Source organism: Agrobacterium sp. OT33, from assembly GCF_017313365.1.
Lineage (GTDB): Bacteria > Pseudomonadota > Alphaproteobacteria > Rhizobiales > Rhizobiaceae > Agrobacterium > Agrobacterium rhizogenes_A.
The window spans coordinates 89,128-106,533 of record NZ_JAFLMZ010000013.1; the positions used below are offsets into that span (position 1 = coordinate 89,128).

The following is a 17,406-nucleotide window of genomic DNA, read 5'->3' on the forward strand; positions in this document are numbered from 1 at the left end:
ACATGTGCTTCTTCCGTATCATCAACGCGCTATACCGGCCCGCGATCTCAATGGCCAGCCGGTTCGCCGGTCTCCAGCCAAAGCGCCTCACGCCCGTCAAAGGGGTCGATAGTAACGCCAAACCCCACCGGACCCGCTCGCAGAAGCATTGGTTTTTCGGCACGATAAAGCGGCCACTCACCATTCGGAGCGGCGGGCCGCTCATCCTTTATAAATGAGGCCCACAGATCGTGGATCGCTGTTGCAAAACCCGCGTCCGCCACCCGCTGACGCTGAGGCAACTCGCGGCAGTCGAAGCCATCGCGATACCAGACCGGGCCAACCTCCGCCCCGTGTGGCGCGCCCAGTTCATCGGCACCCAGCGAGCCGTAGAGATATTTATAGACAGGATTGAAACGGGCATGCAGCTTGGCAAAACGAATGGCTGGAAGCTGGAAGACCAGATCGCCGGCCACTGCCCGCCATATGCCGCGAGGACTATGGTTCGGCAGGATGCGGCGATAACGTTCGACAATGCCGGAACCGCTAAAACCGCAGGGCAGCACGCGTTCATGCAGAAGCTCCGCACAGAGCACGAAATCCATCTCCGGCTGCGCTGTCGCGTGGGTGACATATTCCCCCGTCGTACAGCCGATCATCATCGGCACGGCGGCGGTGCGCCCCATTTGCGCGGCGGTTTCAGGATGTTCCGGCAAGCTCACGCCATCGATGACCGGAACAAAAGGCACACCGAGCATCGATGCCGCCCCGTCTCGGGCAAAATCGTGCTGTTCATAGGACTGGTTGCAGAGATCGCGCTGGATTTCGAGCAGCCGGTGCATGGGCAGGGCCTCAAGCGCGGCATCGCCGGTATTGGCAACCGCCAGAAACCGCTGCCTCAGCTTCCCGGCATCCTCCATGCAGGCGACCCCCGTACTTGCCCCGCTTTGCGGCATGGCCCGATGGAAAAGCCCCTGGGCTTGCGGCATGGCCATCAGCGTCGCGACCGCGAAGCCGCCAGCCGAGCGCCCCGCCAGCGTCACCCGATCAGGATCACCTCCGAAGGCGGCAATATTGTCGCGCACCCATTCGAGTGCTGCGACAAGATCGAGCAGACCGCGATTGTCGGGCTTGCCTTCGACATGAAGGAAACCGAGCGCACCCAGGCGGTAATTGACCGTGACCTCGACAATGCCGCTGGCCGCGAAAGCGCCGCTCTGCAGCACCGGTTCATTGGCCGAACCGACCGCATAACCGCCGCCATGGATCCAGAACAGCACCGGCGCCCTGCCCGCCGGATCGGGCGTGCGGATATTGACGGTGAGGAAATCCTCGCCGAAGGCCAGTTTCGAGGTCGCGGCAGTGCCCACCGGGCCGTAGGTGGGAATTTGCGGACAGACGGGGCCAAGCCGGGTCGCGTCCCGTGCGCCCTGCCATGGCGGCACAGGCTGCGGCGCTTCGAAGCGGCGTTCGGACGTGACGGGCGCGGCATAGGGCACACCGAGAAAGGCGTGAATTCCGTTTTCCAGACTGCCCCGCAATATACCGGCTGCCACTTTCACCATCGTCATGTCACAGCACCTTGCGCAACCCGATCAGCCGCTCGACCGCCACCACCACCACAACCGAAATCAGGATGAGGATGACGGAGAGAGCGGCAATCTGCGGATCGGTGGAATATTCCAGATAATGGTAGATTTCCGTCGGCAGCGTCGAGGATTTGACCGAGACGATGAAAAGCGAGATCGTCGCTTCGTCGAAAGAAATCAGGAAGGCGATAACGGCACCGGCGATGAGGCCGGGCCGGACCAGCGGCAGGGTGATGCGCCACAGCACCATGGCGGGCGATGCGCCGTGAACGCGCGCCGCCTCCTCGACACGGCGATCCACCGCCATCAGGCTCATGGTGATGGTGCGCACCGTATAGGGCGTGGTGATGCCGAGATGCGCGAGGAAAATGCCGGTATAGCTGTCCAGCAGGCCAAGCGGTCCAAGCACCAGCATCACGCCGACGGCGAGCACGATATGCGGCACGAGGAAGGGTGCGAGGATGAGGAAATTGATCGCGCCCTTGCCGCGGAATTCGTGCCGCGAGAGCGCCAGCGACAGAAGCAGCCCCGCAAAGATCGAGACGAAACCGACAAGCAGGCCGATGCCGAGGCTGCGCCAGAAGGCGGAGATGAATTTGGCATTGGCGAAAACCTTGGCATAGGAGCCGAAGGACAGGCTCTCCGGCGGAAACGCCAGATATTGCCGCGTATCGAAGGAAATGATCAGGACGACGATGATCGGCGCCAGAAGAAACAGGTAAAGCAGTGTCAGCAGAAGCGCGTGGGCGAGGCGTCCGAATTTTGTGTCCATGGCCCGGCCTCACGTCTCAAGCGCGCGCATGGCGCGCTGATAAATCACGATCACGCTGCCGAACAGCACGAGCAGCAGCACCGAAAGTGCAGCCGCCAGCGGCCAGTTCAGCGTCACCGTCGCTTCGTTATAAACCTCCGTACCGATGACGAAGACGCGGCCGCCGCCCATCAGGCGCGGCGTGACGAAGGAGGAAATTGCCAACACGAAAACGAGAAGCGCTGCGGTGAGAACGCCGGGCAGCGAAAGCGGCAGCACGATGCGGGTGAACACGCGCAGGCGGTTCGCACCCAGCATGGCGGCGGCTTCCTCCAGCTGCGTGTTCAGCCGGCCGAAACCGCTCAGCATCGCAAGGATCGCATAAGGCATCAGGATTTCGATCAGCGCGACGGTCGCGCCGAAATAATTATTGGTGAGCCGTATGACACCGTCCGTCAGCCCGGAGGATTGCAGCGCCGTGTTGATGACGCCCCGATCCCCCAGAATGACCATCCAGCCATAGGTACGCACCACCGAGGAGGTGAGAAGCGGCGCGACGGCAAGCGCTGTCAGCACCCCGCGCCAGCGGCTTTGGGTGCGGGCGAGGAAAAGCGCGATGGGATAGGAAAGAACGACCGCGAAAATGGCGACATTCACCCCGAGATAAAGCGTGTTCCAGGCGATCTTCCAGTAAAACGGGTCGAACAGCACGGTTCTGTAGGATTCGAGCGTCCAGTCGCCGCCGCGAAGGGCGGCCATGGACGAGGATGCGAAGGACGCGCGCACCAGCCAGATAAGCGGCAACAGAAACGTCGTCAGCAGTGCGATGAGGCCGGGCAGAAGCAGGAGAAGCAAAACGCCGCGATACGACGTGCCGCCGCCGGAAGCATGGCTTGCCGCCGCCATCAGGCCGCCTCCCCGATCAGCGTCACATCCTCGGGCGCAACGGAAAGCGTCACGCGCTCGCCCTTTGCCGGCAGAGTGGCGGCATGGGTGGGCAGGTCGGCCTGAAGGCGATGATCGCCGGCGCGCACGCCGAGCGTCAGCATCTGCCCGCGATAGGTGACGTGCTCGACAATGCCGGAGAAAGCATTGACGCCATCGCCAAGGAGAAAGCGATGCGGACGAACCAGAAACCGCGCTTTCTGGCCGACCGGGACAGCGCCCGAGAAATGCAGGAAGCCGAGACCGGGAATCTCCGCACGGCCCGGCGCAACCACGGTGCCCGTAAGGAACGAGCCGGCGCCGATGAAGGAAGCGACGAAATCGGTTTTCGGCCGGTCGAAAATCTCGCGCGGCGTGCCGATCTGCTCCAGCCGGCCTTCGGACATGACGGCGAGACGGTCGGCCATCGAAAGGGCCTCATCCTGATCATGGGTGACGAAAATGCTGGTGACACCGGTGCGGTTCTGGATATCGCGGATTTCATCGCGCATTTCATCGCGCAGCTTGGCATCGAGATTGGAAAGCGGCTCATCGAACAGCAGCAGAGCGGGTTCGATGACAAGCGAGCGGGCAATCGCCGCCCGCTGCTGCTGGCCACCGGAAAGCTGGGAGACGCGCCTTTCGCCGAAGCCGGAAAGCTTGACCAGATCGAGCGCCTTCGCCACCCGCTCCTTGCGCTCCGACTTTGGAACGCCGCGCATTTCCAGCCCGAAGGCGATATTTTCGGCGACATTCATATGCGGGAACAGGGCATAGGCCTGAAAGACCATGCCCATATTGCGCCTGTGCACCGGGGTTGCGGAAATATCGCGGCCATCCAGCCGGATTTCACCCGAGGTTACGGGAATGAGGCCGGCGATCATGCGCAGGATCGTCGTCTTGCCGCAGCCGGAAGGCCCCAGCAGCGCCAGCATTTCCCCGCGCGGCAGGGAAAGGCTGACGTGATCCACGGAGGGCTTGAGGGCGCCCGGATAGGTCTTCACGAGATTGTCGATCTCGACATGATGATCGGCCATGGCGTCCTCTGCTTCCTGTCTCAATTCGCCGCGATGACCTCGCGGTTGATCCGCTGTATCCACGCCGAATATTTGTCCGCCACGAAGCTCCAGTCGAGTGAAGACTGCGCGGCCTGGGCTTCCTTGCTGCCATAGATGCGGGCGGCAACGGGTTCGCTGAGCGCAACCTTGCCGTTGACCGGACCATAGAAGCTCTTTTCGGCGAATGTCACCTGCGCCTCGGCGCTCAGCGCGTAATTGACGAAGAGTTCAGCGACCTCCTTGTTGGCGGAACCTTCGACCAGACCGATCGTGTTCGTCTGGCCGATGGAGCCTTCCTTCGGCAGGGCGATCCCGATCTTGCCGCCCTGCGTGTCGTGCAGATATTGCGCGCGGCCGTTCCAGCAGATGGAAAGATCGACTTCGCCGCTCTGCACCACCGCATAACAATCCGGCGCGGGTTCGAAGGTCGAGACGCTCGGGGCAATCTCCTTCAGGAAATCGATGCCCGGATCGATGGAGGCCTTGTAGTCGCCGCCCTTCAGCTTGGTGAGGATCGGCAGGAGAATGACACCACGCGTATCGGAAAGCTTGGCGGCGATCTTGCCCTTGTATTTCGGATCGGCGAGATCGGCCCAGCTGGTCGGCGGCTCCTTCACCGCCTCGGTATTATAGAGGATGGCGAGATTGTCCTGTGAAAACGCGATGGCGCGGTCGCCGTCGATGCGCGCCCATTCCGGCTGTTCGGCAAGGTTCGGCACCCTGGCGGGATCAAGCTTGGTGAACAGCTCTTCCTTGTTCGCCTTGATCGCCACCGAAACGTCGATCAGGGCGACATCGACCTTGGGCTCGGCGCGCTGAAGGGTGAGAAGCGCCAGCGTTTCGGCCGAATTCTTGCTCTGCTGATAATTCACCTCGATGCCCGGATGTTTGGCCTTGAAGGCGTCGATGATGAATTTCTGGTAGTTATCGGCAAAGACGCCGGAGAAGCCGACGATGTTGACGGTGCCCTTCGTCGCATCCTGCGCGAAGACGGTGCCCGAGAGCGATGCGATCCCGGCGGCAACGATGCCGACGACGAGAGCGGCCTTGCGGCGCTGATGAGCATTTTTCATTTCAGTTGCCTCCGTTTGTTTTTGATATTGTCAGTTTGCGGGCCGCCAGGCGGCATCCAGCACGCGCAGCCAGTTCTGGCCGAGAAGCTTGAGAACGAGCGTTTCGCTCCAGCCGCGCGCCAGCATGCGGGCGGTGATATTGGGCACCTCGCCGATGCGCTCGATGCCCTTCGGCTTGGAAATCTTGACCGTCGCGAATTCCGTCAGCGTGCGGGCCGTGCCCTTGTCGCGGTTGGCCCAGAGCTGCCAGGGGCCGGGACGCGGCCGCTCCTGCGAAAAATCCGTGCCGATGCCGACGTGGTCCTCACCGACGAGATCGATGACATAGGCCATGGCGTCGAGATAATCTTCCACCGTCGCATCGTTTCCGGCAGCAAGTCCCGGCGCAAAAAGGCTGATGCCGATGATGCCGCCCTTTTCCGCGCAGGCCTTGAACAGTTCATCCGGCTTGTTGCGCTTCACATCGCGCAGCGCCCGCGGCAGCACATGCGAGATACAGACCGGCGCTTTCGAGCGGGCGATGACATCCGCCGTCGTTCTGTCGCCGACATGGCTCAAATCGCAGAGCACGCCGACGCGGTTCATCTCCGCCAGCACCTCGCGGCCGAAGCCGGTCAGGCCGCTGTCGTTTTCTTCCAGATATCCGGCGCCGGAATAGTTCTGGGTATTGTAGGTCAGCTGCATGATGCCGACGCCGAGATCCTTGAAGATTTCGACGTAATCGAGCTTGTCTTCCAGTGGCGAGGTGTTCTGCCAGCCGATAATGATGCCGGTCCTGTTCTCGGCCTTCGCCGCATGAATATCGGCCACCCTCCGCACCGGACGGATCAGGTCGTCGTTTTCCCGCAGGAAACGTTTCCATTCGCTGACATAACCGATGCCCTCGCGGAAGTTTTCCCAGATCACGCTGGAGACATTGACGGCGGTAAGGCCGCCGGCACGCATGTCCTCGAATATCGACCTGCTCCACTGGCAGGTTTGCAGACCGTCGATGACGATGGCCTGATTATGGAGTTTTGCGGCATCGGTCATGCGGATGTCCTCACTGCGGATTGTGAAAGCTGCTGCTTGAGCGCCCCAAGGGCGCGGCTTGCGAATTCCAGACGGTCCTGCCCCCAGAAGAGTTCGCCGTTCACCACATAGGTCGGCGTTCCGAAAATCCCGAGACGTTCGGCCTCTGCCAGATTTCCCTGCCATTCCGCCACGATGTCTTCCGGCTGCGGATCGCGCACAAGGGCAGCGCCTTCCGAGCCGAGGACGGCCTGCGCGATGGCGCGGAGCGTCTCGGGATCGGCAATGTCACGATCTTCGCTCCACAAGGCGCGCTGGATGGCGAAGGACAGGCCGATCGCATCGAGCCCGGCCTTCTGCGCGGCGATGACGAGCTGCGCGGCCCGTTCGATGGTGGCGCAGGGGTAAAATTTCGGCGTCAGGTTGAGCGGCATATCGAGATAACGCCGCCACCGGTCCAGTTCCACGGCATGATAACTCTGCCGGGCGTCCGGGCGGCTGCGTAGCGGAATGCCGCCATTGGCCTCGATGATGCGGATGGGCCGCAGAACGATTTCGGCACCATGCGTGCGGGCGACGTCCACAGCCCGTGGCGCACCGAAATAGGCCCATGGCGAGGAAATCCCGTAAAATATCTCCAGTTTCAGCGCCGCTTCAGCCATTGGCATGCTCCTTGATCCTGTCCTGCGCGTCCGCATCGCGCCATTCCTCGCCGGTGATTTCAGCGGCGTCGTGGTTCATGAAAGTCTCGAAATGACGGGCGCGGTCTTCGACGAAGAGAGACCGGGCGATGCCCTGCGCCAGACGCTCCGCCCCCTGGCTGACGGCCGGAATGCCGCTTGTGATTTTTCCGTGGGAGGGAACAGCCGGATAAGCGAAGCAATGAATGCGGGAAATCGGCTCCGCCACGGCAGCTGGAAGATTCGGTTTCGGCAGAAATTCGAAGGCCGGCCCGAGATAAGGATAGGACCCCAGCGCGTCATTCTCCTCACCGGCGGGCGGCTGGTAGGCGTCACGCCAGAGCAGGACACGGTCGCTCAGGGCCGCAAATTCCGGCCGCCTGGCGAAATCGACATCGAAGCCGGTAGCGAAAATGATGAGATCGGCTGGATAGTGCCCCTTCGGGGTCTCGATTTCCATCGCATCGCCCACTTCCGTAAGACTGAGAACGGGACTGCCCAGGTGGAAAAACGCATTGTCATGACGCGAGACACGAAGGACGCTGTGGCGCGGCGGCGGGATCTGTGTGCGCTCCGCCTCGACCATGAAGGCCCAGCGGTCGGCATCGGGCAGGCCGATATAGCCGTGAGTCATGCCGAGGCTGGCGATACCGCCGAATTTTTCGACCCGGGGGATATCAGGCCTGCGAATGAAAAGATCGACGCGGGCGGCCCCCGCCTCCAGTGCCGCGGCTGCATTGTCCATCGCAGAAGCCCCGGCACCGACCACCGCGACACGCTTGCCACGCAATGCGCTCACATCGAACACATCGCCGCTATGGCGCACGAAACGGGCGGGAACCGTTTTCGCCACATCCGGCAGGCGCGGCGCACCGAGACCATCGAGCCCCGTCGCCAGGATCACCCGACGCGCCAGAACCCTTGCTGGACCTTCCGGCCCCAGAAAATCGAGAGAGAGCAGGCCATCCTCGCGCAGAACAAGACCGGCAAGTTCCGTATCGTTGCTCACCGGCAGCGCCAGCACATTGCGGTACCAGACCATGTAAGCCATCCAGGCCTCACGCGGTATGAGCACCATCTCCTCATAGGCGCGCGCGCCGAACTGTGCCTCGAACCATGCGCGGAATGTCAGGGAGGGTACGCCGAGCGCCGGCCCGGCCAGCTCCTTGCGGGTGCGCAATGTCTCCATACGCGCACTGGTTACCCACGGGCCTTCCCGCCCGCTGGGCGCCCTGTCGAAAGCGCGGATATTGTCGATCCCGGCAAATGAAAGAGCGGCAAGCGCGGTCAGCCCACAAAGCCCCGCACCGATGACGGCGACATCCAGCACTTCGACACCGTTGAGATGGGTGCGCGGCACCCACGGCTTTGCCGGTCGCTCAAGCAGGGCGAGCTCCTGCGCAAGCCTCGCCTCCAGCGCCGGCAAGCCGCCCGCATCCACGGACATTGCATCGGTTTTGCGATCTTCAATCATGTTATTTCTGAATTAATACGCGTTAAAAATTCTATTTAAGCATTATAAGAAACACAGAAGCGGAGATCCGGAAAGCAAAATTCTTCTAATCATTGGCAATTTTCGGCAAATTTTGGCGCAGGCAGCGAGAAGTGAAGTTCGGCCTCCCGATTCTCCCGCTCAATGGGACTGAAACAAAACCGGCACGGGTGACGCAATCACCACCAAATTCAGAATTTCAGCAAAAATCTTTCGGTTCGGGAATCATAATCGGAATAGTCTTTGCCGCACCAATCCCCCGGCAGGGATATCGTCGCGACAAGCGAAGGCCTGCCTGCGTCTGCGAATTCACCAGCAACGCGTCGCACGGACCAAACCATCAACGGGAAAGTAGAGCCCAATGGCAAATGACCGCAAACTGCATCTCGGCGCCTTCATGCGGCCCATCAGTCTCCATACGGGCGCATGGCGTTATCCGGGCGCCTTTCCGGATGCGAATTTCAATTTCGCCCATCTGGCGCGTTTCGCACAGCAGCTGGAAGCCGCGAAGTTCGATGCCTTCTTCATGGCCGATCATCTGGCGGTGTTGAACATGCCCACGGAGGCGCTGCGCCGCAGCCATACCGTCACCTCTTTCGAGCCCTTCACCCTGCTTTCGGCGCTCGCCGCCGTCACCTCCCGCATCGGGCTGGTCGCCACCGCCTCCACCACATTCGACGAACCCTATCACGTCGCCCGGCGTTTCGCCTCGCTCGATCACCTCAGCAACGGCCGCGCCGGCTGGAACATCGTCACCACGTCAAATCCTGACGCCGCCCGGAATTTCGGCCGCGAGCAACAGCCTGACCATGCCGAGCGCTATGGCCGCGCGCGGGAATTTTACGATGTCGTCACCGGCCTCTGGGACTCCTTTTCCGACGACGCCTTTATCCGGGATGTCGATAGCGGGCTGTTCTTCGATCCCGAAAAGATGCATGTGCTGGATCACAAGGGACCTGAATTTTCCGTGCGCGGACCGCTCAACATCGCGCGCCCGGTGCAGGGTTGGCCCGTCATCGTGCAGGCCGGAGCGTCCGAACCGGGACGCCAGCTTGCCGCCGAGACGGCAGAGGTGGTTTTTGCCGCAACACCCACGCTTGCGGCGGGCAAGGCTTTTTATAAGGACGTCAAGGACAGGACTGTCGCGGCGGGCCGTTCGCGCGACGGAATTGTCATCCTGCCGGGCGCTTTCGTTCTCGTCGGCGACAGCGTGGAAGAGGCGAAGGCCAAACGCGCCAAACTCGACAGCCTTGTCCATTATGACAGCGCGATCGCCTCACTCTCGATTGCGCTCGGCCACGATGTTTCCGGCTTCGATCCCGATAGTCCCCTGCCTGATATTCCCGAGACCAATGCCAGCAAATCCAGCCGTGAAAGGGTGATCGAACTTGCCCGAAACGAGGGCCTGACGGTGCGCCAGCTTGCCCAGCGGCTGGGCGGTTATGCGGGTCTTGCCTTCGTCGGCACGCCAAAAACCATCGCTGACGAAATGGAGCAATGGCTCCATGAAGAGGGTTCGGACGGTTTCAACGTCACCTTCCCTTTCCTGCCCGCCGGCCTGGACGACTTCACGACGCAGGTGGTGCCGGAGCTGCAAAGACGCGGGCTGTTCCGCAAGGACTATGAGGGGCCGACATTGCGCGACCATCTTGGCCTGCAGCGACCGGCCAATCGATTTTTCACCTGAATAACGCGCCGTCGCGCCGATTGCGCTCCCGGTAGGGAGATTTTCCACGCGGCTCGCGAAGTTTGGCATGAGGTTCCAGAAGGGCGGATTGACCTTAAAAACACCCGCCCATACCCTTTAAATACACAAAATACATAAATTAGGTGAATTAATATGAAGGCTGAACATTCCCGCCGCCAGATCCTCAAATTCGGCATTGCCGGCGCTCTTGCCGCACCGCTTGCCACGGGCAAAGCGCTGGCCCAGAATTCCCCGGAATTTCCTGCCGAGCTGAAGCTAGACTGGGGATTTTACTCCTCCCATACGCTGCTGATAAAGAACAAGGGCTGGCTTGAGGAGGCTTTCAAGGATGTCGGCACGAAGATTACCTGGGTGCAATCCCGCGGCAGCAACAATTCGCTCGAATTCCTGAAGGTCGGCTCGACGGATTTTGCCGGCTCGGCTGCCCTTTCCGCCTTTCTCGCGCGCGCCAACGGCGTGCCGCTGAAGGTGATCTATGTGGCGAGCTGGGGCGGTTCCTCCATCATTCAGGTGCGCCCGGATTCGCCCATCAAAACCGTCGCCGATCTCAAGGGCAAGACCATTGCGGTCACCAAGGGCACCGCGCCCTATTTCACCCTCGTGCGCGCGCTTGACCAGAACAAGCTGTCCGTCAACGACCTCAAGGTCGTGAACCTGCAGCATCCGGAAGGTTTCAACGCGCTTCAGCAGGGTCAGGTGGATGCCTGGGTCGGCATCGATCCGCACACATCCCAGGCCGAGCTTGCCGGCGACCGGGCGATTTTCGACGAGCGCAGCTGGCGCGACGGTAGCGTATTCAGCGTCTCCGAGGCGTTTCTGGCAAAGTACCCGAAAGCGGTCGACAGACTTCTCGGCGTCTGGGTGCAGACGCAGAAATGGATTCGTGAAAACAACGGCGAATTCATCGATTTCGTTACGCAGGTTACCGGTAACGATCCCAAGATCACCAAGCTGACGATCGAAAAGCGCGACTGGAAGGACCCCGTGCCGGGCGAAGAGCTGCTGAACTCGATCCGCATCGTCACGCCGCTGCTCGGCGACGATGTTCTGCGTCCGGGCGTCGATGTCGACAATGTCCTGTCATCATTGATCGATCCGGCGCCGGCGAAAAAGGCACTTGGCGCATGAATTCCCACCCGCGCGAATTCCGGCGCGTGAAACAGACTGCAGGACAGTTCCCTTCCCGATTGCCGCTTGCGCAAAGGGTGGGGAATTTCCTTGGCCGCTTCGACCTGCGCGGCGCGATCGTGCCCGTCGGGTCGCTGCTGCTGCTTGAGCTTTTCGTTCGCCTCGGCTGGGTCAGTCCCTATGTGCTGCCGCCGCCTTCCGAACTTTACGACACCTTCCTGCGGCTTGCGGAAGGTCCGCTGTGGACGAATGTTGCAGCCAGTACCGCCCGCGTCTTCGTCGGCTTCGTCATCGGCTCCCTGCTCGCCATCGTCGTCGGTTCGCTCGTCGGATTGGTGGTTGCCGCCGAGCGTTATCTCGAGCCGACATTTCAGGCGCTGCGGGCGGTTCCAAGCCTTGCATGGGTGCCGCTGCTGATGATCTGGTTCGGCATCGGTGAGACCTCGAAAATCGTGCTGATCGCCAAAAGCGCGTTTTTCCCGGTCTATCTCAACCTCTTCTCCGGCATCAGAAATGTGGACCGCAAGCTGGTGGAGGTCGGCGAGATGTATCGCCAGCCGCTGCCCGTTCTGGTGTGGCGGATTTTCATTCCCGCCTCGTTGCCGCATCTCTTCACCGGCCTGCGTTATGGGCTGTCGCTCGCCTGGCTGAGCGTCGTCGCGGCCGAACTTCTGGCCGCCTCGGAAGGTATCGGCTACATGCTCTCCGACGGGCGGGAGCTTTCGCGGCCCGATCTCGTCATGATCGCCATCATCTGCCTTGCGGTGCTGGGCAAGATTTCCGACAGCCTCTTCAAGATCGTCGAGGAGCGCTGCCTGCGCTGGCGTGACACCTATGCGCTTCACGAAGGAGGAGGTCTGCGATGAGCCTGCTTAATGTCGATGTGCGCGAAAAAGCTTTCGGCGACACGGTCATCCTTCAGGACATCCAGCTGACGCTCGGTGATGGCGAAGCGGCAGTTCTTCTTGGTCCCAGCGGTTGTGGGAAAAGTACCTTGCTGCGCATTGCCGCCGGCCTCGATCGGCGCTTTTCAGGCACGGTCAAGGTTCAGCAGGCAAAGGAAGATGAGGCCTCACCGCCCATCGCCTTCGTGTTTCAGGAGCCCCGCCTGATGCCCTGGCTGACGGTTGCCGAAAACATAGGTTACGCCGCCGGCAAGAAATATGATGCCCGGCGGGTGGAGGGCCTGATCAACGATGTAGGCCTGAGCGGCCACGCCAGCGCGCTGCCAAAAGCCCTTTCAGGTGGTATGGCGCAACGTGTGGCTATCGCGAGAGCGCTCTATACCCGACCGCGCATATTGTTGCTGGATGAACCCTTCAGTGCCGTGGACGCCTTCACGCGAATGAAATTGCAGGACCTCGTGCTGAAAATCGTCGAACAGCGCGGAATTTCCTTCCTGCTCGTCACCCACGATATCGATGAAGCGCTCTATCTCGGTGACCGGATATACATGATGGGCGCCCATGATGGTCGTATCCAGCAGCGGATAGAGGTGGACGTGCCGCGCCCGCGTGACCGAAGATCACCGCAACTCGCCAGCCTCAAGAACGAGGTACTGACCGCCCTGCACAATGCCCACGTCATCTGAAGGCTACGGCCTCGCCAGGACAGTCGGCGTCTGGCAGGCGAGGCTGAGCGGCGGCAGAGAATCTGCCGCGGCATTTCGCGTTTTTGCATCCACTCGGGGCTACCTCTCCCTCCCCGTCATGACTTGTCCAACGAGAGGGCCAGATCAGCGACAAGATCGTCGGGATGTTCGATACCGATTGACAGCCGGATTGTGGAATCCAGCACACCGATACGCTGGCGAACATCGGCGGGAACTCCCGAATGCGTCATGGTTGCCGGATGAGAAGCAAGAGACTCCGTACCGCCAAGGCTTACCGCGAGCTTGAATATGGTCAGGGCATTGAGGAATTTGAAGGATGCGGCCTGGCCGCCGATGATGTCGAACGAGAAGGTCGATCCCGCACCGGAACATTGAGCGGCAAATACCTTGCCGGCGGCAGAGGCCGGATCGCTGAACGGCAGGTAATGGATTCTTTCGACCTTCGGGTGCGCCTTCAGGAATTCAGCCACGACCCTGGCGTTGTTGTCCGCCCGCTCCATCCGGATCTGCAGCGTCTCAAGGGAGCGGCCAAGCATCCAGCATGAATGCGGATCAAGCTGCGTGCCGATCGCTCCGCGCAACGCCTTCACCTGCTTCATGACATCCTTCCGGCCGAGCGCAGCCCCGGCAATGAGGTCGGAGTGCCCGCCAACATATTTCGTCAGCGAATAGAGCGAAATATCGGCGCCATGCTCGATGGGCCGCTGGAACACCGGGCCGAGAAGCGTGTTGTCGCAGGCGATGATCGGCCTGTGCCCCTGCTTTTGACCGATCACATCGGCGACACGGCCCATCATCGCGATGTCGACAATGCTGTTTGTCGGATTGGCGGGGGTTTCGATAAGGATGACAGACACCCTGCCCTTCGCCATCGCCTCCTCTGCCGCAGCCATCACCGAGGCCTCGCTGACACCGTCGGCGAAACCCACTGCCGACACGCCGAAATTATGGAAGGTCTTCGCCAGCAACGTCTCCGTGCCACCATATAGGGGCTGGGAATGAAGCACGGTGTCGCCGGGCCGGGCGAAGGCGAAAAGCGTCGTTGAAATGGCGGACATGCCGGAGGAGAAGAGCGCACAGCTCTCCGTACGTTCATAGACGGCAAGGCGATCCTCAACGATCTCGCTGTTCGGATGGTTGAAACGCGAATAGACGAGGCCCGCGCCCCTGCCCTCCGGCGGCTCCTTGCGCCCGGAGACGTAATCGAAGAAGTCGCGCCCGTCTTCGGCCGACTTGAAGACGAAAGTCGACGTCAGAAACACAGGCGGCTTTACGGCGCCCTCCGACAGTTCCGGATCATATCCGTAATTGAGCATCTGGGTCTCGGGATGGAGAGCGTGGTTGCCGATATGGGTTTTGGACGGATGCGGCGCGGTCATTTCCGATGATCCCTCAGCTGGCGTTGAACTGTCTGCAGGTTACATGCAATCAGGCCAAAATACCTTGCATTTTAAGGCGCCGACATATCTGATGGCGCAATATATTGCGGAGAATTCTCAATTATGTCGCAGAAAATTGCGGACCAGATCGACAAACGGATACTCCGGGAATTGTCTGCCGATGCGCGGGTCACAAACAACGAACTGGCCGAGCGGGTCGGGCTATCGGCATCTGCGTGTCTGCGGCGGCTTAGGCGGCTGGAGGAGATGGGGGCGATCAAAGGGTATTCCGCAATCATCGATCCGGCAATCGAGGGATGGACCATGACCGCCCTTGCGTCCGTCCGCCTCAGCCGCCAGCACGATGACGAAATCCGGATGTTCGAGGCGGCCGTTCTCAACTGGGACGAGGTTCTCGAATGCCACCTGGTCACCGGCTCGAAGGATTACATGCTCAAGGTCATGTGTGGCGGGCTGGAGGACTACGAGCGCTTCATCAAGGACAAGATCGCAAAGCTGAAATGCGTCGACACCATCGAGACAAGCTTCGTCATGAACACGATAAAGGCACGACGCATCTGAGCGTCGCAGCGATTGTGGCAATCCGCTTTTTCCATCCGGCGCTCTTGCTCCAGGGCCGCTATGACGGCAATGCACCATAAACGCGCGCCGCGACCCATTATCGATTGTCTGGTGCCGATAGCCGGCTATCGCACCGATGGCGATCATGCCGGAAGTGACGTTTTCGACGGCACAAATTCCAGATGATCGTCACGCGCCACCAGATTGCGACGGGTAAGCCATCCATGCCCCCAGTCCCGCAAACCAAGCAGTATCGGCGCCAATGTCCTGCCTTCCTCGGTAATTGAATACTCCACCTTGGGCGGAATGACGGCGAATACCTTCCGCTCCACGAGGCCGTCATCCTCAAGCTCCCTGAGCTGTTTGATCAGCAAACGCTGTGAGCAGTCGCCAAGTTCTCTCTTGAGTGCATTAAAGCGCAAGGTCCCCTTTAGCAGGTGATAAAGGATCATCCCCTTCCATTTACCGCTAATGAGGTTAAGGGCCGCGTACATAGTGCAGCCTGGCACCTCATCGTAGTCCCTGTCCTTGTTCATCCCGGCCTCACCGACAGTATACTTTTAGACACTATATGCTGCGGATTACCCTATTTTCATTTTCGTATCCAGTTGCCAATTGCACCTGACCACGCACGCCGCTTCCAAAGGCGTGAAGGCAAAGATGCAAGGAGTATGCAGCATGACGAGAGTTGTACGTTTCCATGAATATGGCGAGCCCGACGTTCTCCAGATAGACGACATCGAAGTTTCCGTTCCGGCTGATGACGAGGTGCAGATCGCGGTCAAAGCCATCGGCCTTAACCGTGCAGAGGTGATGTTTCGCCGCCATGCATATCTGCAGGAGGCAGAATTTCCCTCGAAGCTCGGTTACGAAGCCGCCGGCACCATCGCGGCCATCGGATGTGGAGTTACGGACTTTGCGGAAGGCGATGTCGTGAGCGTAATCCCTACCCTCGATATGGCGCGATGGGGCACCTACGGCGAACTCATCAATGTACCGGCTCGTCACGTCGTGAAGCATCCGGAGAATCTCTCATTCGAACAGGCAGCCGCATCCTGGATGCAATATGTGACGGCGTGGGGCGCGCTGATTGAACAGGCAAGACTATCTGCCGGCGAATTTGTGATCATCTCGGCGGCATCGAGCAGTGTCGGCATTGCCACATTTCAAATTGCCCGCAGTGTCGGCGCCACCGTGATCGCAACAACGCGCACGAGCGCCAAGTCGAAAGCCCTGCTTGACGCGGGCGCGCATCACGTCGTTGCGACGGCAGAAGAAGACCTCAGCGCGCGCGTAGCCGCTATCACCAATGGCAAAGGTGCGCGCGTTGTGTTCGATCCAATCGGCGGTCCGGCAATCGCCCAGCTTGCCGATTGCATGGCGGTTGGTGGCATATTGCTTGAATACGGTGCACTCAGCGCCGACGAAGGTTCGTTCCCGCAATTTGCTGTTCTTGGCAAAAGCCTGACGCTGAAAGGCTATCTCTATACCGAGATTGTCTCCGACAACGCGACCCTTGCCCGCGCGAAGGCCTTCATCAACGATGGACTGCTATCCGGTGCTCTCGACCCGCTAATCTCTCGCACTTTCGCGTTCGATGATATCCGGGAGGCAACCCGTTTTCTGGAAAGCAATGAGCAGATCGGCAAGATTGTCGTTTCTCTTTAACTTCAGGAAATCACTGAACCCTGGCTCGGCTCCCGCTGATTTTTCCGAATTGGCGGGAGCCGTTTCGGTCGCCTGTAGTCCCACCGGAGCAACCCATTTCTATCTTTTTGTACCGACTGCAGTCATAATAATTCGGTCGGGCGTAACCTGCGAAATAACAAACGGTTTCGATCAGGAAGATGGCGGTCCAGCACGAAACCGGCCTTCTCCAAAACTCTTTTCGAGCCGTCATTATCTGGATGCGCCATCGCCCAGACTTGCGGCAGCTTGAGCTGATGATCTGAAAAAGCCAATGCTGCGCGAACAAGCTCGGAAGCATAACCCTTTCCCCAAACCTCTGGCCGGAAGTAATACCCTATTTCAAAACCCCAGCCTGGATCAAAAGGGTCTTCATACAGGCCGCCCCACCCTATGATGCGGCCGTCTTCACGGTGCACCACCGCCCATGGCGCACAGCCATCACGGCGTCTTCGCCACTCATGGACCATTACCCGTCGCTGGCACTCCCGAAGCGATTTATCGCGATGGGTATGCTGCATTGCAACAGGGTCTCCAAGAAATTCAAATAGCTCGGGAATGTCGGCCTTGCGTGATCGACGTAGGATCAATCGTTCAGTTTCCAGCATGATTGCAGCCTCCAACATCTTCCGACTCAATGATCGGAAGAACATCGTAAGTGCAAAGTCTACGTCAACTGATTTCCCGTTGGCTCATACCGCTTAGGGCCGGTTCCAGATGTCTGCTTATGTGGAATCGCGATGCCCCTGTCGGT

General features: G+C 60.2%; 17 protein-coding genes. 6 read left to right on the forward strand and 11 right to left on the reverse strand.

The genetic code is table 11. The features are described 5' to 3' along the window. Positions 1-47 precede the first annotated feature (47 nt). The 8 genes from JZX88_RS25030 to JZX88_RS25065 are packed head-to-tail and all read right to left on the reverse strand — an operon-like array spanning position 48 to position 8,539. Entirely contained in the window at positions 48-1,550 is a 1,503-nt protein-coding gene (locus JZX88_RS25030; RefSeq protein ID WP_206915086.1) for a carboxylesterase/lipase family protein, read from the reverse strand. A gap of 1 nt (position 1,551) precedes the next feature. Beyond that, entirely contained in the window at positions 1,552-2,340 is a 789-nt protein-coding gene (locus JZX88_RS25035) for an ABC transporter permease (protein WP_206915087.1), read from the reverse strand. Between the two features lie 9 nt (positions 2,341-2,349). Then, positions 2,350-3,225: an ABC transporter permease gene (locus JZX88_RS25040; protein WP_206915088.1), complete on the reverse strand. Its 876-nt coding sequence runs from the start codon at positions 3,223-3,225 to the stop codon at positions 2,350-2,352. After that, positions 3,225-4,280 (reverse strand): ABC transporter ATP-binding protein, encoded by a 1,056-nt coding sequence (locus JZX88_RS25045; protein WP_206915089.1) that lies wholly within the window; start codon positions 4,278-4,280, stop codon positions 3,225-3,227. Before JZX88_RS25045 ends, JZX88_RS25040 begins: the two co-directional genes overlap by 1 nt. Positions 4,281-4,300: 20 nt before the next feature. Beyond that, entirely contained in the window at positions 4,301-5,374 is a 1,074-nt protein-coding gene (locus JZX88_RS25050; protein WP_206915090.1) for an ABC transporter substrate-binding protein, read from the reverse strand. 30 nt (positions 5,375-5,404) lie between these two features. Then, on the reverse strand, positions 5,405-6,406 hold the full coding sequence (locus JZX88_RS25055) for a dipeptidase (protein WP_174032502.1): 1,002 nt from the start codon (positions 6,404-6,406) through the stop codon (positions 5,405-5,407). Beyond that, the gene (locus tag JZX88_RS25060; RefSeq protein WP_206915091.1) at positions 6,403-7,047 is read right to left on the reverse strand and encodes a 2-hydroxychromene-2-carboxylate isomerase; all 645 of its coding nucleotides are present in this window, start codon (positions 7,045-7,047) and stop codon (positions 6,403-6,405) included. The genes JZX88_RS25055 and JZX88_RS25060 overlap by 4 nt, the downstream gene beginning before the upstream one ends. After that, a complete protein-coding gene (locus tag JZX88_RS25065; protein ID WP_206915092.1) occupies positions 7,040-8,539 on the reverse strand; it encodes a SidA/IucD/PvdA family monooxygenase in 1,500 nt (499 codons plus the stop codon). Before JZX88_RS25065 ends, JZX88_RS25060 begins: the two co-directional genes overlap by 8 nt. Positions 8,540-8,918: 379 nt before the next feature. Between JZX88_RS25065 and JZX88_RS25070 the strand changes: the two genes are divergently transcribed. The 4 genes from JZX88_RS25070 to JZX88_RS25085 all read left to right on the forward strand — a co-directional run bounded on the left by JZX88_RS25070 (position 8,919) and on the right by JZX88_RS25085 (position 12,984). Beyond that, entirely contained in the window at positions 8,919-10,244 is a 1,326-nt protein-coding gene (locus tag JZX88_RS25070) for an LLM class flavin-dependent oxidoreductase (RefSeq protein WP_206915093.1), read from the forward strand. 153 nt (positions 10,245-10,397) lie between these two features. Further along, positions 10,398-11,393: an aliphatic sulfonate ABC transporter substrate-binding protein gene (locus JZX88_RS25075; RefSeq protein WP_206915094.1), complete on the forward strand. Its 996-nt coding sequence runs from the start codon at positions 10,398-10,400 to the stop codon at positions 11,391-11,393. Beyond that, on the forward strand, positions 11,390-12,259 hold the full coding sequence (locus JZX88_RS25080) for an ABC transporter permease (RefSeq protein WP_174032491.1): 870 nt from the start codon (positions 11,390-11,392) through the stop codon (positions 12,257-12,259). Before JZX88_RS25075 ends, JZX88_RS25080 begins: the two co-directional genes overlap by 4 nt. Beyond that, entirely contained in the window at positions 12,256-12,984 is a 729-nt protein-coding gene (locus tag JZX88_RS25085) for an ABC transporter ATP-binding protein (protein WP_206915095.1), read from the forward strand. The genes JZX88_RS25080 and JZX88_RS25085 overlap by 4 nt, the downstream gene beginning before the upstream one ends. 116 nt (positions 12,985-13,100) lie before the next feature. Here JZX88_RS25085 and JZX88_RS25090 read toward each other — a convergent pair whose 3' ends face one another. Beyond that, positions 13,101-14,384: a cystathionine gamma-synthase family protein gene (locus JZX88_RS25090; protein WP_206915096.1), complete on the reverse strand. Its 1,284-nt coding sequence runs from the start codon at positions 14,382-14,384 to the stop codon at positions 13,101-13,103. 123 nt (positions 14,385-14,507) lie between these two features. Between JZX88_RS25090 and JZX88_RS25095 the strand changes: the two genes are divergently transcribed. Further along, complete coding sequence (locus JZX88_RS25095; protein ID WP_065116646.1) at positions 14,508-14,966, forward strand: Lrp/AsnC family transcriptional regulator; 459 nt, start codon at positions 14,508-14,510, stop codon at positions 14,964-14,966. Positions 14,967-15,109: 143 nt separating this feature from the next. Here the strand turns inward: JZX88_RS25095 and JZX88_RS25100 are convergent, their stop codons facing one another. After that, positions 15,110-15,502 carry a helix-turn-helix domain-containing protein gene (locus JZX88_RS25100; protein ID WP_065116647.1) on the reverse strand — a complete coding sequence of 131 codons (393 nt, stop codon included), beginning with the start codon at positions 15,500-15,502 and terminating at the stop codon, positions 15,110-15,112. A 142-nt stretch (positions 15,503-15,644) separates the two neighbouring features. On the opposite strand from JZX88_RS25100, the gene JZX88_RS25105 reads away from it, so the two are divergent. Further along, entirely contained in the window at positions 15,645-16,634 is a 990-nt protein-coding gene (locus tag JZX88_RS25105; RefSeq protein ID WP_206915111.1) for a zinc-dependent alcohol dehydrogenase family protein, read from the forward strand. Positions 16,635-16,756: 122 nt separating this feature from the next. Here JZX88_RS25105 and JZX88_RS25110 read toward each other — a convergent pair whose 3' ends face one another. Then, a complete protein-coding gene (locus tag JZX88_RS25110) occupies positions 16,757-17,260 on the reverse strand; it encodes a GNAT family N-acetyltransferase (RefSeq protein WP_206915097.1) in 504 nt (167 codons plus the stop codon). Positions 17,261-17,406: the final 146 nt, after the last annotated feature.

Coding starts and splice junctions, on each gene's coding strand:
- JZX88_RS25055 (WP_174032502.1), bottom strand. CDS start 6,406: ATGACCGATGCCGCAAAACTCCATAATCAGGCCATCGTCATCGACGGT.
- JZX88_RS25040 (WP_206915088.1), bottom strand. CDS start 3,225: ATGGCGGCGGCAAGCCATGCTTCCGGCGGCGGCACGTCGTATCGCGGC.
- JZX88_RS25100 (WP_065116647.1), bottom strand. CDS start 15,502: ATGAACAAGGACAGGGACTACGATGAGGTGCCAGGCTGCACTATGTAC.
- JZX88_RS25075 (WP_206915094.1), top strand. CDS start 10,398: ATGAAGGCTGAACATTCCCGCCGCCAGATCCTCAAATTCGGCATTGCC.
- JZX88_RS25070 (WP_206915093.1), top strand. CDS start 8,919: ATGGCAAATGACCGCAAACTGCATCTCGGCGCCTTCATGCGGCCCATC.
- JZX88_RS25090 (WP_206915096.1), bottom strand. CDS start 14,384: ATGACCGCGCCGCATCCGTCCAAAACCCATATCGGCAACCACGCTCTC.
- JZX88_RS25065 (WP_206915092.1), bottom strand. CDS start 8,539: ATGATTGAAGATCGCAAAACCGATGCAATGTCCGTGGATGCGGGCGGC.
- JZX88_RS25085 (WP_206915095.1), top strand. CDS start 12,256: ATGAGCCTGCTTAATGTCGATGTGCGCGAAAAAGCTTTCGGCGACACG.
- JZX88_RS25060 (WP_206915091.1), bottom strand. CDS start 7,047: ATGGCTGAAGCGGCGCTGAAACTGGAGATATTTTACGGGATTTCCTCG.
- JZX88_RS25035 (WP_206915087.1), bottom strand. CDS start 2,340: ATGGACACAAAATTCGGACGCCTCGCCCACGCGCTTCTGCTGACACTG.
- JZX88_RS25110 (WP_206915097.1), bottom strand. CDS start 17,260: ATGCTGGAAACTGAACGATTGATCCTACGTCGATCACGCAAGGCCGAC.
- JZX88_RS25045 (WP_206915089.1), bottom strand. CDS start 4,280: ATGGCCGATCATCATGTCGAGATCGACAATCTCGTGAAGACCTATCCG.
- JZX88_RS25105 (WP_206915111.1), top strand. CDS start 15,645: ATGACGAGAGTTGTACGTTTCCATGAATATGGCGAGCCCGACGTTCTC.
- JZX88_RS25095 (WP_065116646.1), top strand. CDS start 14,508: ATGTCGCAGAAAATTGCGGACCAGATCGACAAACGGATACTCCGGGAA.
- JZX88_RS25030 (WP_206915086.1), bottom strand. CDS start 1,550: ATGACGATGGTGAAAGTGGCAGCCGGTATATTGCGGGGCAGTCTGGAA.
- JZX88_RS25080 (WP_174032491.1), top strand. CDS start 11,390: ATGAATTCCCACCCGCGCGAATTCCGGCGCGTGAAACAGACTGCAGGA.
- JZX88_RS25050 (WP_206915090.1), bottom strand. CDS start 5,374: ATGAAAAATGCTCATCAGCGCCGCAAGGCCGCTCTCGTCGTCGGCATC.